Source organism: Pleomorphomonas sp. JP5, assembly GCF_023721815.1.
Classification (GTDB): Bacteria; Pseudomonadota; Alphaproteobacteria; order Rhizobiales; family Pleomorphomonadaceae; genus Pleomorphomonas.
Window position 1 is genome coordinate 29,386 of the sequence record NZ_JAMDLI010000001.1, and the last position, 18,736, is coordinate 48,121.

20 protein-coding genes are annotated in these 18,736 nt (G+C 63.0%); 12 read left to right on the plus strand and 8 right to left on the minus strand.

Annotated elements, in window-relative coordinates:
• Positions 1–5: 5 nt before the first annotated feature.
• Positions 6–1,340, minus strand: coding sequence for a 30S ribosomal protein S12 methylthiotransferase RimO (rimO, locus tag M4J40_RS00145; protein ID WP_251751144.1), 1,335 nt, complete (start codon positions 1,338–1,340; stop codon positions 6–8).
• A gap of 162 nt (positions 1,341–1,502) precedes the next feature.
• Here rimO and M4J40_RS00150 point away from each other — a divergent pair, with 162 nt between their 5' ends.
• On the plus strand, positions 1,503–1,940 hold the full coding sequence (locus M4J40_RS00150) for a hypothetical protein (RefSeq protein ID WP_251751146.1): 438 nt from the start codon (positions 1,503–1,505) through the stop codon (positions 1,938–1,940).
• A 30-nt stretch (positions 1,941–1,970) separates the two neighbouring features.
• On the opposite strand, the gene M4J40_RS00155 is transcribed toward M4J40_RS00150, so the two are convergent.
• Entirely contained in the window at positions 1,971–2,813 is an 843-nt protein-coding gene (locus M4J40_RS00155; protein ID WP_251751147.1) for a hypothetical protein, read from the minus strand.
• 216 nt (positions 2,814–3,029) lie between these two features.
• On the opposite strand from M4J40_RS00155, the gene M4J40_RS00160 reads away from it, so the two are divergent.
• Positions 3,030–3,746, plus strand: a complete 717-nt coding sequence (locus M4J40_RS00160; RefSeq protein WP_251751149.1) for a DUF502 domain-containing protein — start codon at positions 3,030–3,032, stop codon at positions 3,744–3,746.
• On the opposite strand, the gene sseA is transcribed toward M4J40_RS00160, so the two are convergent.
• The 6 genes from sseA to M4J40_RS00190 form a co-directional block, all read right to left on the minus strand.
• Complete coding sequence (gene sseA, locus M4J40_RS00165; RefSeq protein ID WP_251751150.1) at positions 3,686–4,534, minus strand: 3-mercaptopyruvate sulfurtransferase; 849 nt, start codon at positions 4,532–4,534, stop codon at positions 3,686–3,688. The genes M4J40_RS00160 and sseA overlap by 61 nt on opposite strands.
• A gap of 28 nt (positions 4,535–4,562) precedes the next feature.
• The gene (locus tag M4J40_RS00170) at positions 4,563–5,243 is read right to left on the minus strand and encodes an alanyl-tRNA editing protein (RefSeq protein WP_311134037.1); all 681 of its coding nucleotides are present in this window, start codon (positions 5,241–5,243) and stop codon (positions 4,563–4,565) included.
• Between the two features lie 67 nt (positions 5,244–5,310).
• A complete protein-coding gene (locus M4J40_RS00175; RefSeq protein WP_251751151.1) occupies positions 5,311–6,342 on the minus strand; it encodes a cysteine synthase A in 1,032 nt (343 codons plus the stop codon).
• Between the two features lie 157 nt (positions 6,343–6,499).
• Complete coding sequence (locus M4J40_RS00180; protein WP_251751152.1) at positions 6,500–7,273, minus strand: arginyltransferase; 774 nt, start codon at positions 7,271–7,273, stop codon at positions 6,500–6,502.
• A 199-nt stretch (positions 7,274–7,472) separates the two neighbouring features.
• Positions 7,473–7,943, minus strand: coding sequence for an RDD family protein (locus M4J40_RS00185; RefSeq protein ID WP_251751153.1), 471 nt, complete (start codon positions 7,941–7,943; stop codon positions 7,473–7,475).
• An 80-nt stretch (positions 7,944–8,023) separates the two neighbouring features.
• Positions 8,024–9,250, minus strand: a complete 1,227-nt coding sequence (locus M4J40_RS00190) for a threonine ammonia-lyase (protein ID WP_251751154.1) — start codon at positions 9,248–9,250, stop codon at positions 8,024–8,026.
• Between the two features lie 269 nt (positions 9,251–9,519).
• On the opposite strand from M4J40_RS00190, the gene M4J40_RS00195 reads away from it, so the two are divergent.
• The 10 genes from M4J40_RS00195 to nuoI all read left to right on the plus strand — a co-directional run bounded on the left by M4J40_RS00195 (position 9,520) and on the right by nuoI (position 18,721).
• Positions 9,520–9,885, plus strand: a complete 366-nt coding sequence (locus M4J40_RS00195; protein WP_251751155.1) for an NADH-quinone oxidoreductase subunit A — start codon at positions 9,520–9,522, stop codon at positions 9,883–9,885.
• Positions 9,876–10,454: an NADH-quinone oxidoreductase subunit B family protein gene (locus M4J40_RS00200; protein ID WP_251751156.1), complete on the plus strand. Its 579-nt coding sequence runs from the start codon at positions 9,876–9,878 to the stop codon at positions 10,452–10,454. The genes M4J40_RS00195 and M4J40_RS00200 overlap by 10 nt, the downstream gene beginning before the upstream one ends.
• Positions 10,455–10,477: 23 nt before the next feature.
• Entirely contained in the window at positions 10,478–11,095 is a 618-nt protein-coding gene (locus M4J40_RS00205) for an NADH-quinone oxidoreductase subunit C (protein ID WP_251751157.1), read from the plus strand.
• Between the two features lie 12 nt (positions 11,096–11,107).
• Entirely contained in the window at positions 11,108–12,292 is a 1,185-nt protein-coding gene (locus M4J40_RS00210) for an NADH-quinone oxidoreductase subunit D (protein WP_251751158.1), read from the plus strand.
• Positions 12,292–13,353 carry an NADH-quinone oxidoreductase subunit NuoE gene (gene nuoE, locus M4J40_RS00215; protein ID WP_251751160.1) on the plus strand — a complete coding sequence of 354 codons (1,062 nt, stop codon included), beginning with the start codon at positions 12,292–12,294 and terminating at the stop codon, positions 13,351–13,353. The genes M4J40_RS00210 and nuoE overlap by 1 nt, the downstream gene beginning before the upstream one ends.
• A gap of 31 nt (positions 13,354–13,384) precedes the next feature.
• Positions 13,385–14,674: an NADH-quinone oxidoreductase subunit NuoF gene (gene nuoF, locus M4J40_RS00220; protein WP_251751162.1), complete on the plus strand. Its 1,290-nt coding sequence runs from the start codon at positions 13,385–13,387 to the stop codon at positions 14,672–14,674.
• A gap of 75 nt (positions 14,675–14,749) precedes the next feature.
• Complete coding sequence (gene nuoG, locus M4J40_RS00225) at positions 14,750–16,846, plus strand: NADH-quinone oxidoreductase subunit NuoG (RefSeq protein WP_251751163.1); 2,097 nt, start codon at positions 14,750–14,752, stop codon at positions 16,844–16,846.
• Positions 16,847–16,856: 10 nt separating this feature from the next.
• Positions 16,857–17,903: an NADH-quinone oxidoreductase subunit NuoH gene (gene nuoH, locus M4J40_RS00230; RefSeq protein WP_251751164.1), complete on the plus strand. Its 1,047-nt coding sequence runs from the start codon at positions 16,857–16,859 to the stop codon at positions 17,901–17,903.
• A 13-nt stretch (positions 17,904–17,916) separates the two neighbouring features.
• Complete coding sequence (locus M4J40_RS00235; protein ID WP_251751165.1) at positions 17,917–18,159, plus strand: hypothetical protein; 243 nt, start codon at positions 17,917–17,919, stop codon at positions 18,157–18,159.
• Between the two features lie 73 nt (positions 18,160–18,232).
• Positions 18,233–18,721, plus strand: coding sequence for an NADH-quinone oxidoreductase subunit NuoI (nuoI, locus tag M4J40_RS00240; protein WP_134180428.1), 489 nt, complete (start codon positions 18,233–18,235; stop codon positions 18,719–18,721).
• The last annotated feature ends 15 nt before the right edge of the window (positions 18,722–18,736 follow it).

An 18,736-nucleotide genomic window follows, 5' to 3' on the forward strand; every position in this document is an offset into this window, starting at 1 on the left:
GGCGATCAGCCCACCGTTCCCCAGAGATCATAGGCGTCGGCGCGCTCGATCTTGGCCGTGACGATGTCGCCGACGCGCATCGGGCGGCGACTGGTCAGGTGAACGGAGCCGTCGATCTCCGGCGCGTCCCACTTTGAGCGCCCCTTGGCGACAGTGCCGTTCGCCTCGTCGATGATGACGGGGATGCGCTTGCCGACACGACGCTGCAACAGCTTGGCCGAAATGCCCTGCTGATGGGCCATGAAGCGGTGCCAACGGCGTTCCTGCTCCTCCGGCGGCACCAATGGCAAGCCGAGGTCGTTGGCGGCCGCGCCTTGAACGGGTTCGTATTTGAAGCAGCCGACCCGCTCCAGCTTCACCTCCGACAGCCAGTTGAGCAGCATCTCGAAATCTTCCTCCGTCTCGCCGGGGAAGCCGACGATGAAGGTGGAGCGGATGGCAAGGTCCGGGCAGATCTCGCGCCACTTGGCGATGCGCTCGGCCGTCTTCTCCTGGTGTGCCGGCCGGCGCATGGCGCGAAGCACCTTAGGCGAGGCGTGCTGGAAAGGAATGTCGAGATAGGGCAGCACCTTGCCGTCGGCCATCAGCGAGATGACCTCGTCGACATGCGGGTAGGGATAGACATAGTGCAAGCGCACCCAGATGCCGAACTCGGAGAGTGCATCGGCCAGATCGTAGAAGCGCGCACGAATCTCCCGATCCTTCCAGATGCCGGACTGGTACTTGATGTCGACGCCGTAAGCTGAGGTGTCCTGCGATATGACCAGCAGCTCCTTGACGCCGGCGTTGGCCAGCTTCTCCGCTTCCTTCAGCACGTCGACGATCGGCCGCGACACGAGGTCGCCGCGCAGCTTCGGGATGATGCAGAAGCTGCAGCGGTTGTGGCAGCCCTCGGAGATCTTCAGGTAGGCGTAGTGGCGCGGCGTGAGCTTGACGCCCTGCGGCGGCACCAGATCGAGGAAGGGGTCGTGTGCCGGTGGAATGGCCTCGTGGACGGCGCTCATCACGCTTTCATAGGCCTGGGGGCCGGTGATGGCGAGAACGCCGGGGAAGGCCTCGCGGATCTGCTCGGGCTCAGCCCCCATGCAACCGGTGACGATGACCTTGCCATTTTCGGACATCGCCTTGCCGATGGCGTCGAGGCTTTCGGCCTTGGCGCTGTCGAGGAAGCCGCAGGTGTTGACGATGACGACGTCGGCCCCGTCGTGACGGCGGGCAATTTCGTAGCCCTCCGATCTCAGGTGCGTCACGATCCGTTCGCTGTCGACCAGTGCCTTCGGGCAGCCGAGGCTGACGAAGGAGATCTTCGGAGCGATGTCGGAGCGGGTGTCGGTGGTCATTTGCGGCGAATTCCTGAGCTTTTGAGGCCGAGATGCATGGAGAGCTTTTGCTGTTCCGTCAAGATGGATGACTGAGAAATCGCCGGAACTGAGCGGCCCCGATGGTAACGTTGACCTTCACGTGACGATCACCTTTTACGGAGCACCAAAAAGGAAATCGCAATGACTTTGCGGCTAGTGTATGATCCAGACAATAACGATTATCGAGGCTTCATGCGCTTCCCGACGTCCCGTTCTTCATGGCCCCTCGCGACCGTGACCGCCGTCCTTGCCGTGCTCACCCTAGGGGGATGTGCGAGCGGACCGTCCGATTTTCTCTCGGTGGCCTCCAGCGAGCCCAAGGCAGAGAAGCCTCTCGTTCGCGATGCAGACCAGCAGGCGGCGTTAGCTGCGGCTCTCGAGGCCCAAAGCCGTGGTTATCGGATGCCCTCCGACAACACATCCACCGTGATGGCTCTTTCGGTTGCGCGCCAGCAACAGAACGAAGAGGCGCAGGCGCTCATTCAGGAAACCGAATCCGCGTTCCAGCCTGTTGAAGCGCCGATCTGTGATCCCTATTCCGTCGATCCGGCGACTGCTTGCCCGGCCAAGCTTCCCTGAGAACACGCGAGATCGGTCACCAGACCGGCCTTAATGCATGGAGAGCTGCTGCCCCAGGTAAAACGCCGGCAGGCACTTCAAGCCAGACGATTCGGCTTTGCCACACCGCTCCGCCGCCTCGGCGGCGTTGCGGAACGGACCGGCGATCAGCAGCAGTTCGGTCCGACCGCCACGGTCGCGGATGGTGGCCAGGCCATCCAATCCTTCAAACAATGCAGGATATTGCCTCACCAGATCCGACCATGCGGTCTTGAGCGTGGTGAGGTCGCTATAGGCGCCGAGCTCCATGCCAAACTGGGTGTAGGCCGCTTCGCGCTGAGAACTGCTGTCGGGCGGCACAAGGTCGTCGAAGTTTCGCGTCGATGATGGCAGGCCGTTTGTCGTACCGAGCATGGGCGCCGAGGGGGCGCCGATGCTGCCGGTCATTTCCGAGAACCGTCCTTCGATCTTGCCGAGTCGTTCCGACAGGGCATCGATCTGGCCGCGCAAAAGCTCGGTGGTCTGCCGAAGCGCTGCGTTCTCGATCCGCACCTTCGCAAGCTCGGTGGCAACGTCGGCATCTTGGGTCTGAGCGCCAACCATGTCGCTGCGCCCGCTCGATGTAGTTGCAACCGAACTTGGCTCCGACGCAGGGGTGCCGCGCAAAAGGGTTGCTCCACCTCCGGAGGCGACGGGACGTGATGGCGGGATAGACGCTTCGCGCGCCGGATTGCCATAGACAAGGGCAACAACGGCAAACACCACCGCCAACGCCGCGATGGCGAACCACACCGACAACGCAAAGGAGCCGGAACCGGGAACCCCGTTTCCGCCGCCATATCTGTCGTCACGCTCGCCGTTCACGAGAATACCCCAAACGCCGAAAGGCCGCATTTCGGCCAGTCTCTTCCATAAAGGATTAGGAAGCCGATTCACTCAAGGACAATGAGTCGCTGCCGACGTCTGTTGTCGTGCTTACCCACGAGTGTTTCACGATAACGTCATTGGCGGCGCGGCAAGGCATGCTCCGTGGACGCAAAACTTCACTTGTTCCCGACGCATGGGCAATATGAAGTGGTGACTGGACGATGAATCGGAAGGACACTCGGCGTGACGAGACTTAGGAACTATTTCCTGACCGGGTTGCTGGTGGCTGGGCCGGCCGGCATCACCATTTATATCACCTGGTCGATGGTGTCGTGGATCGACAGCTGGGTGAAGCCCTATTTGCCGCTCGCCTACAATCCCGACACGTATCTGCCCTTCCGTGTTCCGGGCTATGGCCTGGTGGTCGCCATCATCGTCATCACGCTCATCGGTTTCCTGACGGCCAACATCGTCGGCGCGTCGATCTTCTCCTTTTCCGAAGAGTTGGTCGAGCGCATGCCGCTGGTGCGCAATCTCTACAAAGGGCTGAAGCAGATCTTCTCGTCGGTGCTGGCCGACAAGGGCAATGCCTTCAAGCAGGCGGCGCTGGTGCGTTTTCCCAACGCCGGCATGTGGACGATAGGCTTCGTCGCCGGTGCAACGCGTGGCGAGGTGGCGGATCGGCTGGAGGGCGGCCATGACATGCTGACCGTCTACGTACCGACAACCCCCAACCCGACCGGCGGCTATCTCGTCTTCATTCCGCGTGAGGACGTCGTCATTCTCGACATGACGGTCGAGGACGCTGCCAAGTTCGTCATCTCCTTCGGCCTCGTCACGGCGCAGTCGGCGGATGCGGCCGAGAGCCTCATCCGCGCGCTGTCAAAGGGCAGTTCGCGTCAGTCGGTAACCACCGAGGCGTCTGAGCGGCCGCCCCACTCGGTCCAGGAGCCGTCGTAAACGGCGACATCAGGGGCCCCGACGACATCCAGTGCAAGTGCCAGAATGGCCGCCGTAACTCCCGAGCCGCAACTGGTGATGATGGGTTTCCCGGTGTCGATGCCACGTGAAGCGAAAACCGCCCGCAGGTCGGATGCGGATTTCATGCGCTCGCCATCGATGACGTCGCCAAATGGGAGGTTGATTGCGCCCGGCATGTGTCCGGAACGAAGACCGGCACGGGGCTCTGCCTCCTGGCCTTGGAAGCGACCGGCGGAGCGCGCATCCAGAATCTGTATCGGACTGCCGAGCGCCGCCTTGACGTCTTCGAAGTCTCGCACCAAGGACGGATTGAAGGACGGGTTGAACGTCTTGGGCTCTATGCTCGCCGGCTCGCCTTCCTCCAGCGGAAGGTGTCCGGAGGTCCACGCAGGCAGGCCACCATCGAGTATCACGACGTCCCGGGCCCCCATCACGCGAAATGTCCACCAAACGCGCGCGGCCGAGCGCAGGCCGTAGCTGTCGTAAATGACGATCGTCTGCTTGTCGCTGATGCCAAGGGCGCCCATGGTCGCCGCAAAAGCTTCCGGCGACGGCAGCATGTGCGGCAAGGACGACGCTGTGTCTGCGATGGCATCGACATCGAAGAACACGGCGCGCGGAATGTGCCCGGCGAGGTACTCGGCCCAGCCACTGCGAGCCGTTGCCGGCATGTGCCAGGAACCGTCGACAATGGCCACGCTGGGGTCGTCGAGATGACGAGAGAGCCAGTCGGCAGTGACAAAGTGCGGGTCCGGATGTACGGGCATGACGCGGCTCCTCGTTGATGGTGGCGAACTAGGCGTTGTTGGCCGTTGGGCTGAACCGCAAACGGACGCGGCGGTTGATCCGGCCTTTGTTCTCGATCTTGGCGATCTGCATCTCGCCGATCTCGCCCGTCGACTTGACATGGGTTCCGCCGCAGGGCTGAAGGTCGATGTCGGTTCCAATGCGGACGAGGCGCACCCGGCCGGCACCCGTCGGCGGCTTGACCTTCATCGTCTTGACGAGGGCTGGATTCTTGGCCAGCTCCGCGTCGGTTATCCACTCGGTTGTAACGGCGTGGTCGGCGCGGATCAGCGCGTTGAGGGCGTCGGTGGCCGAGGTCTTGTCGACCGTTTCCCCTTCGGGAAGGTCAAAATCGAGCCGGCCTTCCTCCGCGCCCACTTGGCCTCCGGTGACGGGATAGGGGAGTACCACCGAAAGAAGATGCATCGCCGTATGCATCCTCATCAGGGCGTGGCGGCGTGCCCAATCAAGGCGCTGAATGATCGTCTGCCCGAGTTGCGGTAATTCCTGGTCAGCCTCCGGAACAAGGATAATCGATGATCGATCAGTGTTATATACGGAGTTTTTGATGTTTGTTCTGAACCCGGTACCCCATTCGATCGATCCACGGTCGCCCGGCTGGCCGCCGCCCTGCGGGTAGAAGATCGCGCGGTCGACGTAGAGGCCTCCATCCGTGCCGACGGCGGTCACCGTCGCCTCGGCGAGCTCAAGATAGGGGTTTTCGAGGTAGAGTGCCTCGGTCATCATTTTTCCTCCGTCACGCCGCCTCAAACGGTGGCCTGAACTTCCTTGGAGCGTCGAGCCACTTTGGCACCGGCAGTTGCTTGCTCCTCAAAAACGCAGGGTTGTATAGCTTCGATGCGTAACGAGCGCCACCGTCGCAAAGCATGGTGACGATGATGTGTCCCGGACCGAGCTCTCGGGCAAGAGCGATGGCTCCCGCGACGTTGACGCCCGATGAGCCGCCAAGGCAGAGTCCTTCGTGCTCAACGAGATCGAACAGAATGGCCAGCGCCGTCTCGTCCGAGACTCGATATGAAAAATCGACGGGGGCGCCTTCGAGATTGGCGGTGATCCGGCCCTGGCCGATTCCCTCGGTGATTGAAGCCCCCTCGGCCTTGAGCTCGCCGCTTGTGTACCAGGAATGCAGGGCGGCGCCATACGGATCGGCGAGGCCGATCTTCACGTCGGGTTTGCGCTCCTTGAGGCCGATCCCCACGCCTGCCAGAGTGCCGCCCGAGCCCACCGCGCAGATGAATCCGTCCACCTTGCCGTCGGTTTGCTCAAGGATCTCGCGTGCCGTGGTCTCGATGTGAGCCTGCCGGTTGGCGACATTGTCAAACTGATTGGCCCATATCGCGCCGTGCGGTTCGGTCTTGGCGAGCTGCTCGGCGAGGCGGCCGGAAAGCTTCACGTAATTGTTGGGATTGCGGTAGGGGACGGCTGGAACCTCGACCAGCTCGGCCCCCACCATACGAAGATAATCCTTCTTCTCTTGCGATTGCGTCTCGGGAATGACGATCACCGTCTTGAGGCCCAGCGCGCTGCCGACCAACGCCAGGCCAATACCGGTATTGCCCGCCGTACCTTCCACGACGGTGCCGCCCGGTTGCAGGCGCCCGGACTTCAAGGCGTCGCGAATGATGTAGAGGGCAGCTCGGTCTTTCACCGACTGGCCCGGATTCATGAACTCCGCCTTGCCAAGAATCTCGCAGCCCGTCATTTCGGAGGCGCGGCGAAGACGAATGAGCGGCGTGTTGCCGATGGCGTCGAGAATACTATCGGTCACTGGGCGTCTCCATGGGGCTGTCATCCGGAGCTCGGCGGCCAAACTGTGTAACCGCCCTGAGAAGCAGGCATTTCAGGCAAGGCGGACATAAGGCGAAAGCCTAGCCGACAACGCCCCGATGCGTCGGTCCTTGCTCCAAGCTTGCTTGTGGGGCTCTTTACGCGAACTCTGTCTCTGCCGGCTCATCGGGCAAGACCGCCCAACCGCTGGAGGTCAGGTACTCAAGAGGCTTGAAGCGGCGCTTGTAGTCCATCTTGCGCGAGCCTTGCACCCAATAGCCAAGGTAGAGATAGGGCAGGCCTCGCCGCCGCGTTCGTTCAATGTGATCGAGAATCATGAATGTGCCGAGCCCGTCGCTTTGCATGTCGGGCTCGTAGAAGGAATAGACCATGGACAGGCCGTCAATCAGCACATCGGTCAGCGCGGCGCCGATCAGCGGCCCATCGCCCATGCCGCTCAGGAAGGTGTTGATGCCGCGTCGACGGTACTCGATCATCATGGTCGACACGTGCGTCTCTTCCACCATGGCGGCATAGTCGCCCACCGTCATGTCCACCATGCCGCCATCGGCGTGGCGTGCGTCGAGGTAGGAGCGGAAGAGGGAGTATTGCTCGCCCGTCGCAGCCGGCGGCAGTTCCGCACCGACCAAATGGCTGTTGCGCGCGTAGTTGCGCCGTTGGCTCTTGTCGGGCCGGAAGTCGTCCACGCGCACGCGCACCGACACGCAGGAGCGGCATTCCTCGCAGGCCGGTCGATAGGCGATGTTCTGGCTGCGCCGGAAGCCGCCGTGGCTCAGGATGGAGTTCATCGCGGCCGCGCGCTCGCCGACCATGTGCGTAAACACCTTCCGTTCCGTCTTGCCCGGCAGATAGGGACAGGCGGACGGCGCGGTCAGAAAGAATTGAGGCGCGTCGGTCGGGTGTTGCGTCATGGGTTCTTGCGTCGGTCTGCTGTCGCCGATCTTGGCATCTTTCGCCGGCTCTGGCGAGATACCAAGATCAACGGAAGCGATTTGACCTAGCCCAGCCGAAGTCGGCGGCAAGATACGAGGGCTTGCACCGATGCCCATGGCGCGGATTTCCAGAGTGAAGGGCCGTCGTCTCAACGACGCGGCGCAGTCTGGTCAGTCATCACCGATTGACGAAGACGACACCGAGCACGATGTCGTGCAGCAGACGCTTGTTCTCGGTGAATAGCGACACCAAAAGGACCAGGGGTGTCAGGACCGACACGGAGAAGTAGAACAACACGGCGTGGATTGCGGCGATGCCGGGGTTGAGACGGCTTCCGTCCATGAACCGCGCTTCGATACCCTGGGTCCGCATGCCCACGGTTGCCGAGTAGGGGCCACCGAGGGAGAAGGCGCAATAGACCAGCGCCACCGCCGGCCAGAGGATCGGATAAAGCAGCCAGCCGAGGCCGAGAGTGAAGATGCCGAGGAAGAACACCACCACGCCGATGGCGAAGGTAAGCAGGGCGATGATGACGGCGTCGATCAGGAAGGCGATGACACGGCGCGTACGGATGCCACTGACGGCTCTGGGGCCGGGGCGGCCTTCGTCAATGATGTAATCGGCGGCGTCGTAGGTCCGGTTGGACATTGGGGGCTCCCTGAAGAACAATGAGCCGCATATGGGAATGCGGTCTGCGACTTCAATGCATCGGTCTTGCGAATGGCCGCCTATTCCGACGATTTCCGCTCGACTCCGTAGCCTTTGGCCCTGAGCGCCGCGATGATTTCTTCGGCATGGTGGCCGTCGCGCGCCTCAAGGGTGATGTCGAGCGATGCGCCCTTGGCTGGAATTTCCAGCACGGTTCGGCGGTGGGATACCTCGAGTATGTTGCCGCCAGCGTCGCCGATCAGCGTGGTGATGGCGCCGAGCGTGCCGGGGCGATCCGGAATGGCGAGGCGGATGGCGACGATCCTCTCCTCGCGGGCCAGCTCGCGCATCATGATCGAGGCGAGAATGCGCGGGTCGATGTTGCCGCCCGAAAGCACCAGCCCGACCTTTCTTCCGCGGAAAAGGTCTGGCTCGGCGAACATCGCGGCGAGGCCGGCCGCGCCGGCACCCTCGGCCATGGTCTTCTGCAGTGTCAGATAGGCGTTGACCGCCCGTTCGAGATGGCTCTCGTCGACGAGCACGATGGTGTCGACGAGAGCCTGCACGATCGGCAGAGTCCTTTTCCCGGCCACCTTGACGGCGATGCCTTCGGCCAGAGTCGCACCGCCGGCCATGGCATCGATGCCCTTCAGCGCAGCCCACATCGACGGATACATGCGCGTTTCGACGCCAACCAGACGAATGTCGGGTTTCAGCGCCTTGGCCGCGGTCGCCATTCCGGCAATCAGGCCGCCGCCCCCAACAGGGATGGCGATGACGTCGAGATCCGGCCGTTCTTCAAGCATCTCCAACGCCAAAGTGCCCTGGCCGACGATGACGTCGACGTCGTCGTAGGGATGTATGAAAACGAGGTTCTCGTCCGCTCCGATGCGCTCGGCGGCGAGTGCCGACTCAGCCACCGTCTCGCCCTCGAGCAAGACGCGGGCGCCGTAGCCGGCCGTCGCCGACACCTTCACGTAGGGGGTGGTCACCGGCATGACGATGGTCGCCTCGATGCCGAGTCGCACCGCGTGATAGGCGACCGCCTGCGCGTGGTTGCCGGCAGACATGGCAATAACGCCGCGCCGCCGCTCGTCGGCTGATAGCGCCAGAAGGCGAGTGAGCGCCCCGCGCTCCTTGAAGGCCGAGGTCACCTGCAGGTTCTCGTACTTGACGAAAACGTCCGCGCCGGTCAGTTGGCCGAGCCTGGGCGCCGGCAGGAAGGGGGTATGCATCACCTGACCGGAAATCGCATTTCTGGCGGCACGTATTCTGTCGAGCGTGATCGGCTGCTCTTTGGTAATCATATGTTTTTCCACGCTTTCTCCCCTCGGGACTCTCTGCGGGGAAGGGTGGGGAAATCTCTTTGCAAAAACAGGGACTTTGCAGTCAGGTTTCTCGGGTTGTCTCCGGGGTACCCCTGAGCGTAATAAACCTTAGAAAGGAACCTTCGACGCCCTTGCGAAGTGAAGGTCTATCCGCTAACCGTGCGACAAGCAATTCGGCGACCCCGCGCGACTCCTAACCAAATTGTTGCGATGCGCAAATGGGTTGCGTCGGAACCAACGAGGTCACAATGGACGAACTCCTTCGGGACTACCTGCCGGTGATCATTTTTCTCGGTGTGGCGCTGGCCATCGGCTTGGCGCTTCTGGTCTCGCCATTCCTGCTGGCTTTCAAGAATCCCGATCCGGAAAAGCTGTCGGCCTACGAGTGCGGCTTCAACGCCTTCGACGACGCTCGCATGAAGTTCGATGTTCGCTTTTATCTGGTGTCGATCCTCTTCGTGATCTTCGATCTGGAAGTCGCCTTCCTGTTCCCCTGGGCCGTTGCCTTCAAGGATGTCGGGTTGTTCGGCTTCTGGTCCATGATGGTTTTCCTCGGCGTGCTGACCATCGGTTTTGCCTATGAGTGGAAGAAGGGGGCGCTGGAATGGGACTGAGCCCGAGAGAGACGCTGGTGTCGCCCGCCCCCAAGGGAATCATCGATCCGCGCACCGGCAAGCCGATCGGCTCCGATGACGGCTTTTTCACTGGCATCAACGACGAACTGGCCGACAAGGGCTGGCTCGTCACCTCTACCGAGGAGCTGATCCACTGGGCCCGTACGGGCTCTTTGATGTGGATGACCTTCGGTCTTGCCTGCTGCGCCGTCGAGATGATGCAGGTGTCGATGCCGCGTTACGACGTCGAGCGCTTCGGCTTTGCGCCGCGCGGTTCGCCGCGCCAGTCCGACGTGATGATCGTCGCCGGGACGCTGACCAACAAGATGGCGCCAGCGCTTCGCAAGGTCTACGATCAGATGCCGGAGCCGCGTTACGTCATCTCCATGGGCTCTTGTGCCAATGGCGGCGGCTACTATCACTATTCCTACTCTGTGGTGCGCGGTTGCGACCGCGTCGTGCCGGTCGACATTTACGTGCCTGGCTGTCCGCCAACCGCCGAGGCTCTGCTCTACGGTGTGCTTCTGCTTCAGAAGAAGATCCGGCGTACCGGTACTATCGAGCGCTGAGCGAAAACGAGGCTGGGTGAAACATGAGCGAAGCCCCGAAGGATTTGATCGGCGAACTGGCGCTGGCCGTTGGCAACGCCCTCGGAACCGATGCGTTGTCGGTCGATGTCGCCTTTGGCGAGGTGACGGCAACGGTCGTCCGCGAACGTATCGTCGAAGCCGTGACGCGGCTGCGTGACGCTCCGGATCTCGGATTCGTCAATATCATCGATGTTTGCGGTGTCGACTATCCGGAGCGCGCCGATCGTTTCGACGTGGTCTATCATCTGCTGTCGCCGACCCGGAATGCCCGCCTGCGCCTTCGGGTGACGACGGACGAGGTGACGCCGGTCCCCTCGATCACTTCGGTGTTCCCTGGCGCCCTGTGGTTCGAGCGTGAGGCTTACGACCTCCTCGGCATCCTGTTCTCCGATCATCCGGAACTGCGGCGCCTCCTCACCGACTACGGCTTCGACGGGCATCCCCTTCGCAAGGACTTCCCGATGACGGGTTATGTCGAGGTTCGTTACGACGATACCCAGAAGCGCGTCGTCTACGAGCCGGTCCGGCTCAACCAGGAATTCCGCAATTTCGACTTCCTGTCGCCTTGGGAGGGCACGACCTACGTGCTGCCGGGCGACGAGAAGGTCAAGACGAACTGAGGCGCGCGATCGATGGCTGAAGCCCAGGTCAGAAATTTCAATATCAACTTCGGCCCTCAGCATCCGGCCGCTCACGGCGTGTTGCGCCTGGTGCTGGAGCTGGACGGCGAGGTGGTCGAGCGCGTCGACCCGCATATCGGTCTCCTGCACCGCGGCACGGAGAAGCTGATCGAGGCTCGTACCTATCTGCAGGGCCTGCCTTATTTCGACCGGCTCGACTACGTCGCGCCGATGAATCAGGAACACGCCTACTGTCTGGCGGTCGAGCGGCTTGCGGGCATCGTCGTGCCGCGCCGTGCGCAGATCATTCGTGTCCTTTATTCCGAGATCGGCCGTATCCTCTCTCACCTCCTCAACGTCACGACCCAGGCGATGGACGTTGGCGCCCTGACGCCGCCTCTCTGGGGCTTCGAGGAACGCGAGAAGCTGATGATCTTCTACGAGCGTGCGTCGGGTTCGCGCATGCACGCCGCCTATTTCCGTCCCGGTGGCGTCCATCAGGATCTGCCCGAGCAGCTTATCGCCGACATCGAGGCGTGGTGTGATCCCTTCCTCGGAACGGTCGACGATCTCGATGCGCTCCTGTCGGAGAACCGCATCTTCAAGCAGCGCAATGTCGATATCGGTATCGTCAGCCTGGAAGATGCCTGGAAGTGGGGTTTCTCGGGCGTGATGGTGCGCGGTTCCGGCGCTGCCTGGGATCTTCGCAAGTCGCAACCCTACGAAATCTACGGCGAGCTCGATTTCGATATCCCCGTCGGCAAGAACGGCGACTGCTACGACCGCTACCACATCCGCATGGAGGAGATGCGGCAGTCGGTGCGGATCATGAAGCAGTGCATCGCCCTGTTGAAGGTCAACGAGGGGCCGGTGCTGACCGTTCAGGGCAAGTTCGCTCCTCCGCGTCGGGGCGAGATGAAGCGCTCGATGGAAGCGCTGATCCACCACTTCAAGCTCTATACCGAAGGCTTCCGGGTGCCTGAGGGTGAAGTTTATGCCGCCGTCGAGGCACCGAAGGGAGAGTTCGGCGTCTACCTCGTGTCGGATGGCAGCAACAAGCCCTATCGCGTCAAGATTCGCGCCCCCGGGTTTGCCCATCTTCAAGCCATGGATTTTCTCTGTCGCGGCCATCTGCTGGCCGACGTGTCGGCCGTGCTCGGCTCGATCGACATCGTGTTTGGTGAGGTGGATCGCTGATGTCCGTCCGTCGTCTTCATCCCGAACAGCCGGAGAGCTTCGCCTTCACCGAGGAGAATGCCGCCTATCTCCAGAAGGTGATTGCGCGCTATCCCGAGGGGCGTCAGGCTTCGGCGGTGATTCCGGCGCTGATGGTTGCCCAGAGTCAGGAGGGCTGGATCAGCCGCCCTGCCATTGAGACCGTTGCCAAGCTTCTCGACATGCCGGACATCCGCGTGCTGGAGGTCGCCACCTTCTACACGCAGTTCCAGCTGTCGCCGGTCGGCCGCAAGGCGCACATCCAGGTTTGCGGCACCACGCCGTGCCGCCTGCGCGGTGCCGAAGAGATTATCAGCATTTGCAAGAACCGGTTGGCCGCCCATCCCTTCGAGTTGTCCGCCGATGGCGACTTCTCGTGGGAAGAGGTCGAGTGTTCCGGCGCCTGCGTCAACGCGCCGGTGGTCACCGTTGGGCAGGACACCTACGAGGACCTTACGGCCGAGACGTTCAACGCCCTGATCGACGGTCTCACGTCCGGAAATCCGCCGGCGCCCGGCCCCCAGAATGGCCGCTTTTTCTCCGCGCCCCAAGGTGGCGACACGGCGCTGACAGATGGCTCGCTCTATGACGGCTCGGTCGTCGGCAAGTACCGCGCCTTCGATCGCGAGGAGCTGGCGCCTCCATCGGCCGCTCCGACGCCTGCCGCTCCGCCACCGGTCGCCGCGGCCAAGCCCGCTGACGAGAAGCCTGTCCCCAAGGCGGTCGAGGCGCAGGGCCAGGCCGATGGTGAGAAGGTGCCGGACCAGCACAAGCCGGAGCTGCTCGATGCGGCTCGCGAGGACAAGGCCGACGACCTCAAGCTGATCTATGGCGTCGGCCCCAAGCTCGAGGAACTGCTGCACAAGCTCGGCGTCTACCACTTCGACCAGATCGCCGGCTGGAGCGAAATGAACCTCAGATGGATCGACCAGCATCTCGGCAGCTTCCGCGGTCGTGCATTCCGCGACAAGTGGATCGAGCAGTCGTCAAAGCTGGCAACCGGCTGGCGTCCGTCCAACAAGGACGGCGACAAGCCCGTCTGAGATCGAACCGAAGACCCTGGGAACCTCAGTCATGCTGCAGGACAAGGACCGCATCTTCACCAATATCTACGGGCGCCATGACTGGGGCCTGCAGGGCGCGCTGAAGCGCGGCCAGTGGGACGGCACCAAGGATATTCTGGCCAAGGGGCGGGATTTCATCATCAAGGAGATCCAGGCGTCCGGCTTGCGCGGGCGCGGTGGCGCCGGCTTCCCGACGGGTCTCAAGTGGTCCTTCATGCCGAAGCAGTCGGACGGGCGGCCGCATTATCTGGTCGTCAACGCCGACGAGTCCGAGCCTGGCACCTGCAAGGACCGCGAGATCCTGCGGCATGATCCGCACACCCTCATCGAGGGGTGCCTTGTCGCCGGCTTCGCCATGGGTGCGCATGCTGCCTACATCTATGTGCGCGGCGAGTTCATGCGCGAGCGCGAACGCCTGCAGGCCGCCGTCGATCAGGCCTATGACGCGGGGCTTTTGGGCAAGAACGCCTGCGGTTCGGGCTGGGACATGGACGTCTTCGTCCATCACGGCGCCGGCGCCTATATCTGCGGCGAAGAGACGGCTCTCCTCGAAAGCCTCGAGGGCAAGAAGGGCCAGCCGCGCATGAAGCCGCCGTTCCCGGCCAACGTCGGTCTCTACGGTTGCCCGACGACGGTGAACAACGTCGAGTCCATCGCTGTGACGCCGACCATCATGCGGCGCGGCGCGGCCTGGTTCTCCAGTTTCGGCCGTGACAACAACAAGGGCACCAAGCTGTTCATGATCTCCGGCCACGTCAACACGCCTTGCGTGGTGGAGGAGGAGCTTGGCATTTCCTTCAAGGACCTGATCGAGAAGCACGCCGGCGGTGTGCGCGGCGGTTGGGACAATCTTCTGGCGGTGATTCCCGGCGGTGCTTCATGTCCGGTCGTTCGCGCCGACCAGATCATGGACGCGCAGATGGATTTCGACGGCATGCGCGCCATCGGGTCGAGCTTCGGCACCGGCGGCCTGATCGTCATGGACAAGTCCACCGACGTTATCGCCGCCATCTCGCGCATCTCCTACTTCTTCCGTCATGAGAGCTGCGGCCAGTGCACTCCCTGCCGTGAGGGCACTGGCTGGATGTGGCGCGTGATGGAGCGCATGCGCGAGGGTAACGCGGCGCGCGAGGAAATCGACATGCTGTTCCAGGTGAGCAAGCAGATCGAAGGGCACACCATCTGCGCCCTCGGTGACGCTGCCGCTTGGCCGGTCCAGGCGTTGATCCGGAACTTCCGTCCGGTGATCGAGGCGCGGATCGACGATTACGTGGCTCGGCACGGCATCGCTGCCGAGTGAGCGGACGGGTTTGATCGAGTTTGAAGGGCGGCCGCCGGCTATGGGTGGCGCGGCTCCAGCAAGGGTTGGGTCGACATGGCAAAACTGATCGTCGACGGGATCGAGATCGATGTGGCTCCGGAGCTGACGCTGCTGCAGGCATGCGAGGCGGCTGGCGCCGAGATCCCGCGCTTCTGCTATCACGAGCGCCTGTCGGTTGCTGGTAACTGCCGCATGTGTCTTGTCGAGGTGAAGGGCGGCCCGCCGAAGCCAACCGCGTCCTGCGGCATGAATGTGCGCGATCTCCGACCCGGCCCCAATGGCGAGCCGCCGGTCGTGTTCACCAACTCGCCCATGGTCAAGAAGGCCCGTGAGGGCGTGATGGAGTTCCTGCTGATCAACCATCCGCTCGATTGCCCGATCTGCGATCAGGGCGGTGAGTGCGACCTGCAAGACCAGGCGATGGCCTACGGCGTGTCCGGTTCCCGTTTCATCGAGAACAAGCGCGCCGTCGAGGACAAGTATCTTGGGCCGCTCGTCAAGACGTCGATGAACCGGTGCATCCATTGCACCCGTTGCGTCCGCTTCACGACGGAAGTGGCTGGCATCGCCGAGATGGGTCTCATTTCGCGCGGCGAGGACGCCGAGATCACCAGCTATCTCGAGAAGGCGCTTTCATCGGAACTGCAGGGCAACGTCATCGATCTCTGCCCGGTCGGCGCTCTGACCTCCAAGCCTTACGCCTTCCATGCTCGTCCCTGGGAACTCTCCAAAACCGAGTCCGTCGACGTGATGGACGCCGTCGGTTCGGCCATTCGGGTCGACGTGCGCGGCCGTGAGGTGATGCGCGTGCTGCCCCGCCTCAACGAGGCCGTCAACGAGGAGTGGATCTCCGACAAGACGCGCTTCATCTGGGATGGTCTCAGGACGCAACGCCTCGATCGTCCCTACGTGAAGGTCGACGGTCGTTTCCGCGCGACCTCCTGGGCAGACGCCTTCTCGGCGATCGCGACCCGCGTCACGTCGAGCGCGCCCGAGCGCATGGGCGCCATCGCCGGCGATCTTGCCTCCGTCGAAGAGATGTTTGCGTTGCGCGAGCTGATGGCCGCGCTTGGCGTTGCTTCGGTCGATGGCCGGCAGGACGGCACGGCGCTGCATCCGAAGTTCGGCCGCGCCAGCTACGTGTTCAACGCCACCATAGCCGGCATCGAGGAAGCGGACGCCATCCTGATGATTGGCGCCGATCCGCGCCATGAGGCTGCGGTGATGAACGCCCGCATCCGCAAGCGCTGGCGGGCGAGCGGCGGCAAGCTGCCGGTCTACACGATCGGCGTGCCTGTTGATCTTACTTATCCGCATGTTCACTTGGGTGATGATCCCTCGGCGTTGCAGCAGATTGATGCAGGGGCGATCGATGCCCTCAAGGCGGCTGAGAAGCCTCTCGTCATCGTCGGGCAGGGCGCGCTCGTTCGGCATGATGGTCTGGCGCTTCTATCGCTCGCCGCCAAGCTGGCGATCGACGTCGGAGCCGTTATCGACGGCTGGAACGGTTTCTCGGTCCTGCACACCGCCGCATCGCGCGTCGGCGCTCTGGATCTCGGTCTGGTTCCGGGTGAGGGCGGTCGCGATGTGGCCGCCATGATCGATGCATCCGTCAAGGGCGAACTCGACGTGCTGTTCCTGCTCGGTGCCGACGAGTTCGGCGCCCAGCACCTCGGCCCCAACACCTTCGTCGTCTACATCGGCAGCCACGGTGACACCGGCGCCCACCGCGCTGACGTCATCCTGCCCGGGGCCACCTACGCCGAGAAGTCCGGCACTTACGTCAACACCGAAGGACGGGTTCAGATGGGCAATCGCGCCGCTTTCCCGCCGGGCGAGGCCCGCGAGGATTGGGCGGTGTTGAGAGCCTTGTCCGAGGCGCTTGGTCGCAAGCTGCCGTTCGACAGTCTGGCCGAGCTTCGTGCCAGGCTTTATGCAGCTCACCCGGACTTTGCCGCGATCGATACCATCCCGACTGCCGGTCCGGAGGTCATCGCCTCGCTCGCCGCCCTTGGCGGTATCGTGCGGCCGGAGCCCTTCGTTCCGGTGGTTGCCGACTTCTACCTCACCAACCCGATCGCCCGTGCCTCCAAGGTGATGGCCGAGTGTTCGGCGCTTGCCCGCTCCGGGCACTCCATCGCAGCGGAATGAGAGACGCCCCATGAGCTTCTGGTCCGATATCGTCTGGCCCGTCGTGGTGATCGCCGCTCAGAGCGTTCTGCTTCTGGTGGTGCTTCTCGTCGTCGTCGCCTTCATCCTGCTGGCCGATCGAAAGATCTGGGCGGCGGTGCAGATCCGCCGCGGTCCCAACGTGGTTGGTCCGTTCGGCCTGTTCCAGTCGTTCGCCGACCTCCTGAAGTTCGTGCTGAAGGAGCCGGTGATTCCCTCCGGCTCGGCCAAGGGGCTGTTCCTGCTGGCGCCGCTGGTCACGACGACGCTTGCCCTGCTTGCCTGGGTGGTCGTGCCGGTCGCCGATGGCTGGGTGATCGCCGACATCAACGTCGGCATCCTGTTCATCCTCGCCATCTCTTCGCTCAGCGTCTATGGCGCCATCATGGGCGGTTGGGCATCCAACTCGAAGTATCCCTTCCTGTCGGCACTCCGTTGCGCGGCGCAGATGGTGTCCTACGAGGTGTCGATCGGCCTGGTCATCATCACGGTTCTGCTGTGCGCGGGCTCGCTCAACATCTCCGCCATCGTTCGCTCGCAGGAAACCGGCCTTGCCGACATGATCGGCTTGCCCTGGCTTTCGTTCCTCAACTGGTACTGGCTGCCGCTCCTGCCGATGTTCGTGGTGTTCTTCGTGTCGGCGCTGGCGGAAACCAATCGCCCGCCCTTCGACCTCGCCGAGGCGGAGTCCGAGCTGGTCGCGGGCTACATGGTCGAATACGGCTCCACGCCGTACATGATGTTCATGCTTGGCGAGTACGTCGCCATCTGCACCATGTGCGCGATGATGGCGCTCCTGTTCATGGGCGGATGGATGCCGCCGATCGATGTTGCGCCCTTCACCTGGGTTCCGGGCATCGTCTGGTTCCTCCTGAAGGCCGTGCTGATGTTCTTCTTCATTGCCATGGCCAAGGCCATGGTCCCCCGCTACCGCTACGACCAGCTGATGCGCCTCGGCTGGAAGGTGTTCCTGCCGCTGTCGCTCGTCTACGTCGTGCTGGTGGCCGGCGTGCTGCAGCTGACCGGCTGGGCAGCCTGAGCGGGAGACGACGATGGACCTGTCGCTCGCAGGCGTGATTGGGGCGGCGGTCGGGATCGGTGTCGGTCTCGTCGACTACGGCGTGATTGCATCGGTCATACGGCGGGCGCTGGAGCGCCGGCCGGGGTGGATTGAACCGCGACGGGCGGACCTTCTGATGAAGGCGCTGTTCGTTGCCAATGCCATCGTCTTCGCCGCCCTCGGCTGGTGGCTGGGCGTGACGGTGGCGGGAACGGGTCTTCCGGCGCCGGCTTGATGGGCGACGGAACGTGATTTCGGCCGGTATCGAGTGCTTCGATGCCAAGTCGGGAATGAGGGAAGCGGGTGCGATGAAACTCAGCCAGGTGGCAAAGTCCTTCCTCCTCAAGGAGTTCGTATCGGGGTTTTTCCTCGCAATGCGTTACTTCTTCAAGGCGAAGCCGACCATCAACTACCCCTTCGAGAAAGGGGCGGTCAGCCCACGTTTCCGGGGCGAGCATGCCCTGCGCCGCTATCCGAGCGGCGAGGAGCGCTGCATTGCCTGCAAGCTTTGCGAGGCGATCTGCCCGGCGCAGGCGATCACAATTGAAGCCGGTCCGCGCGGCAACGACGGTACGCGTCGTACCACGCGCTACGACATCGACATGGTGAAGTGCATCTACTGCGGCTTCTGTCAGGAAGCCTGCCCTGTGGACGCCATCGTCGAAGGACCGAACTTTGAGTTCGCGACCGAGACGCGCGAGGAGCTCTACTTCTCCAAGGAGCGTCTACTGGCCAACGGCGACCGCTGGGAACGCGAGATCGCCCGCAACATCGCGGCCGACGCGCCTTATCGCTGAGCGACGGTCGAACGG

Coding starts and splice junctions, on each gene's coding strand:
- M4J40_RS00155 (WP_251751147.1), bottom strand. CDS start 2,813: ATGCGGCCTTTCGGCGTTTGGGGTATTCTCGTGAACGGCGAGCGTGAC.
- M4J40_RS00180 (WP_251751152.1), bottom strand. CDS start 7,273: ATGACGCAACACCCGACCGACGCGCCTCAATTCTTTCTGACCGCGCCG.
- M4J40_RS00200 (WP_251751156.1), top strand. CDS start 9,876: ATGGGACTGAGCCCGAGAGAGACGCTGGTGTCGCCCGCCCCCAAGGGA.
- nuoG (WP_251751163.1), top strand. CDS start 14,750: ATGGCAAAACTGATCGTCGACGGGATCGAGATCGATGTGGCTCCGGAG.
- M4J40_RS00185 (WP_251751153.1), bottom strand. CDS start 7,943: ATGTCCAACCGGACCTACGACGCCGCCGATTACATCATTGACGAAGGC.
- nuoI (WP_134180428.1), top strand. CDS start 18,233: ATGAAACTCAGCCAGGTGGCAAAGTCCTTCCTCCTCAAGGAGTTCGTA.
- M4J40_RS00150 (WP_251751146.1), top strand. CDS start 1,503: ATGACTTTGCGGCTAGTGTATGATCCAGACAATAACGATTATCGAGGC.
- M4J40_RS00205 (WP_251751157.1), top strand. CDS start 10,478: ATGAGCGAAGCCCCGAAGGATTTGATCGGCGAACTGGCGCTGGCCGTT.
- sseA (WP_251751150.1), bottom strand. CDS start 4,534: ATGCCCGTACATCCGGACCCGCACTTTGTCACTGCCGACTGGCTCTCT.
- rimO (WP_251751144.1), bottom strand. CDS start 1,340: ATGACCACCGACACCCGCTCCGACATCGCTCCGAAGATCTCCTTCGTC.
- M4J40_RS00235 (WP_251751165.1), top strand. CDS start 17,917: ATGGACCTGTCGCTCGCAGGCGTGATTGGGGCGGCGGTCGGGATCGGT.
- M4J40_RS00195 (WP_251751155.1), top strand. CDS start 9,520: ATGGACGAACTCCTTCGGGACTACCTGCCGGTGATCATTTTTCTCGGT.
- nuoF (WP_251751162.1), top strand. CDS start 13,385: ATGCTGCAGGACAAGGACCGCATCTTCACCAATATCTACGGGCGCCAT.
- M4J40_RS00210 (WP_251751158.1), top strand. CDS start 11,108: ATGGCTGAAGCCCAGGTCAGAAATTTCAATATCAACTTCGGCCCTCAG.
- nuoH (WP_251751164.1), top strand. CDS start 16,857: ATGAGCTTCTGGTCCGATATCGTCTGGCCCGTCGTGGTGATCGCCGCT.
- M4J40_RS00190 (WP_251751154.1), bottom strand. CDS start 9,250: ATGATTACCAAAGAGCAGCCGATCACGCTCGACAGAATACGTGCCGCC.
- nuoE (WP_251751160.1), top strand. CDS start 12,292: ATGTCCGTCCGTCGTCTTCATCCCGAACAGCCGGAGAGCTTCGCCTTC.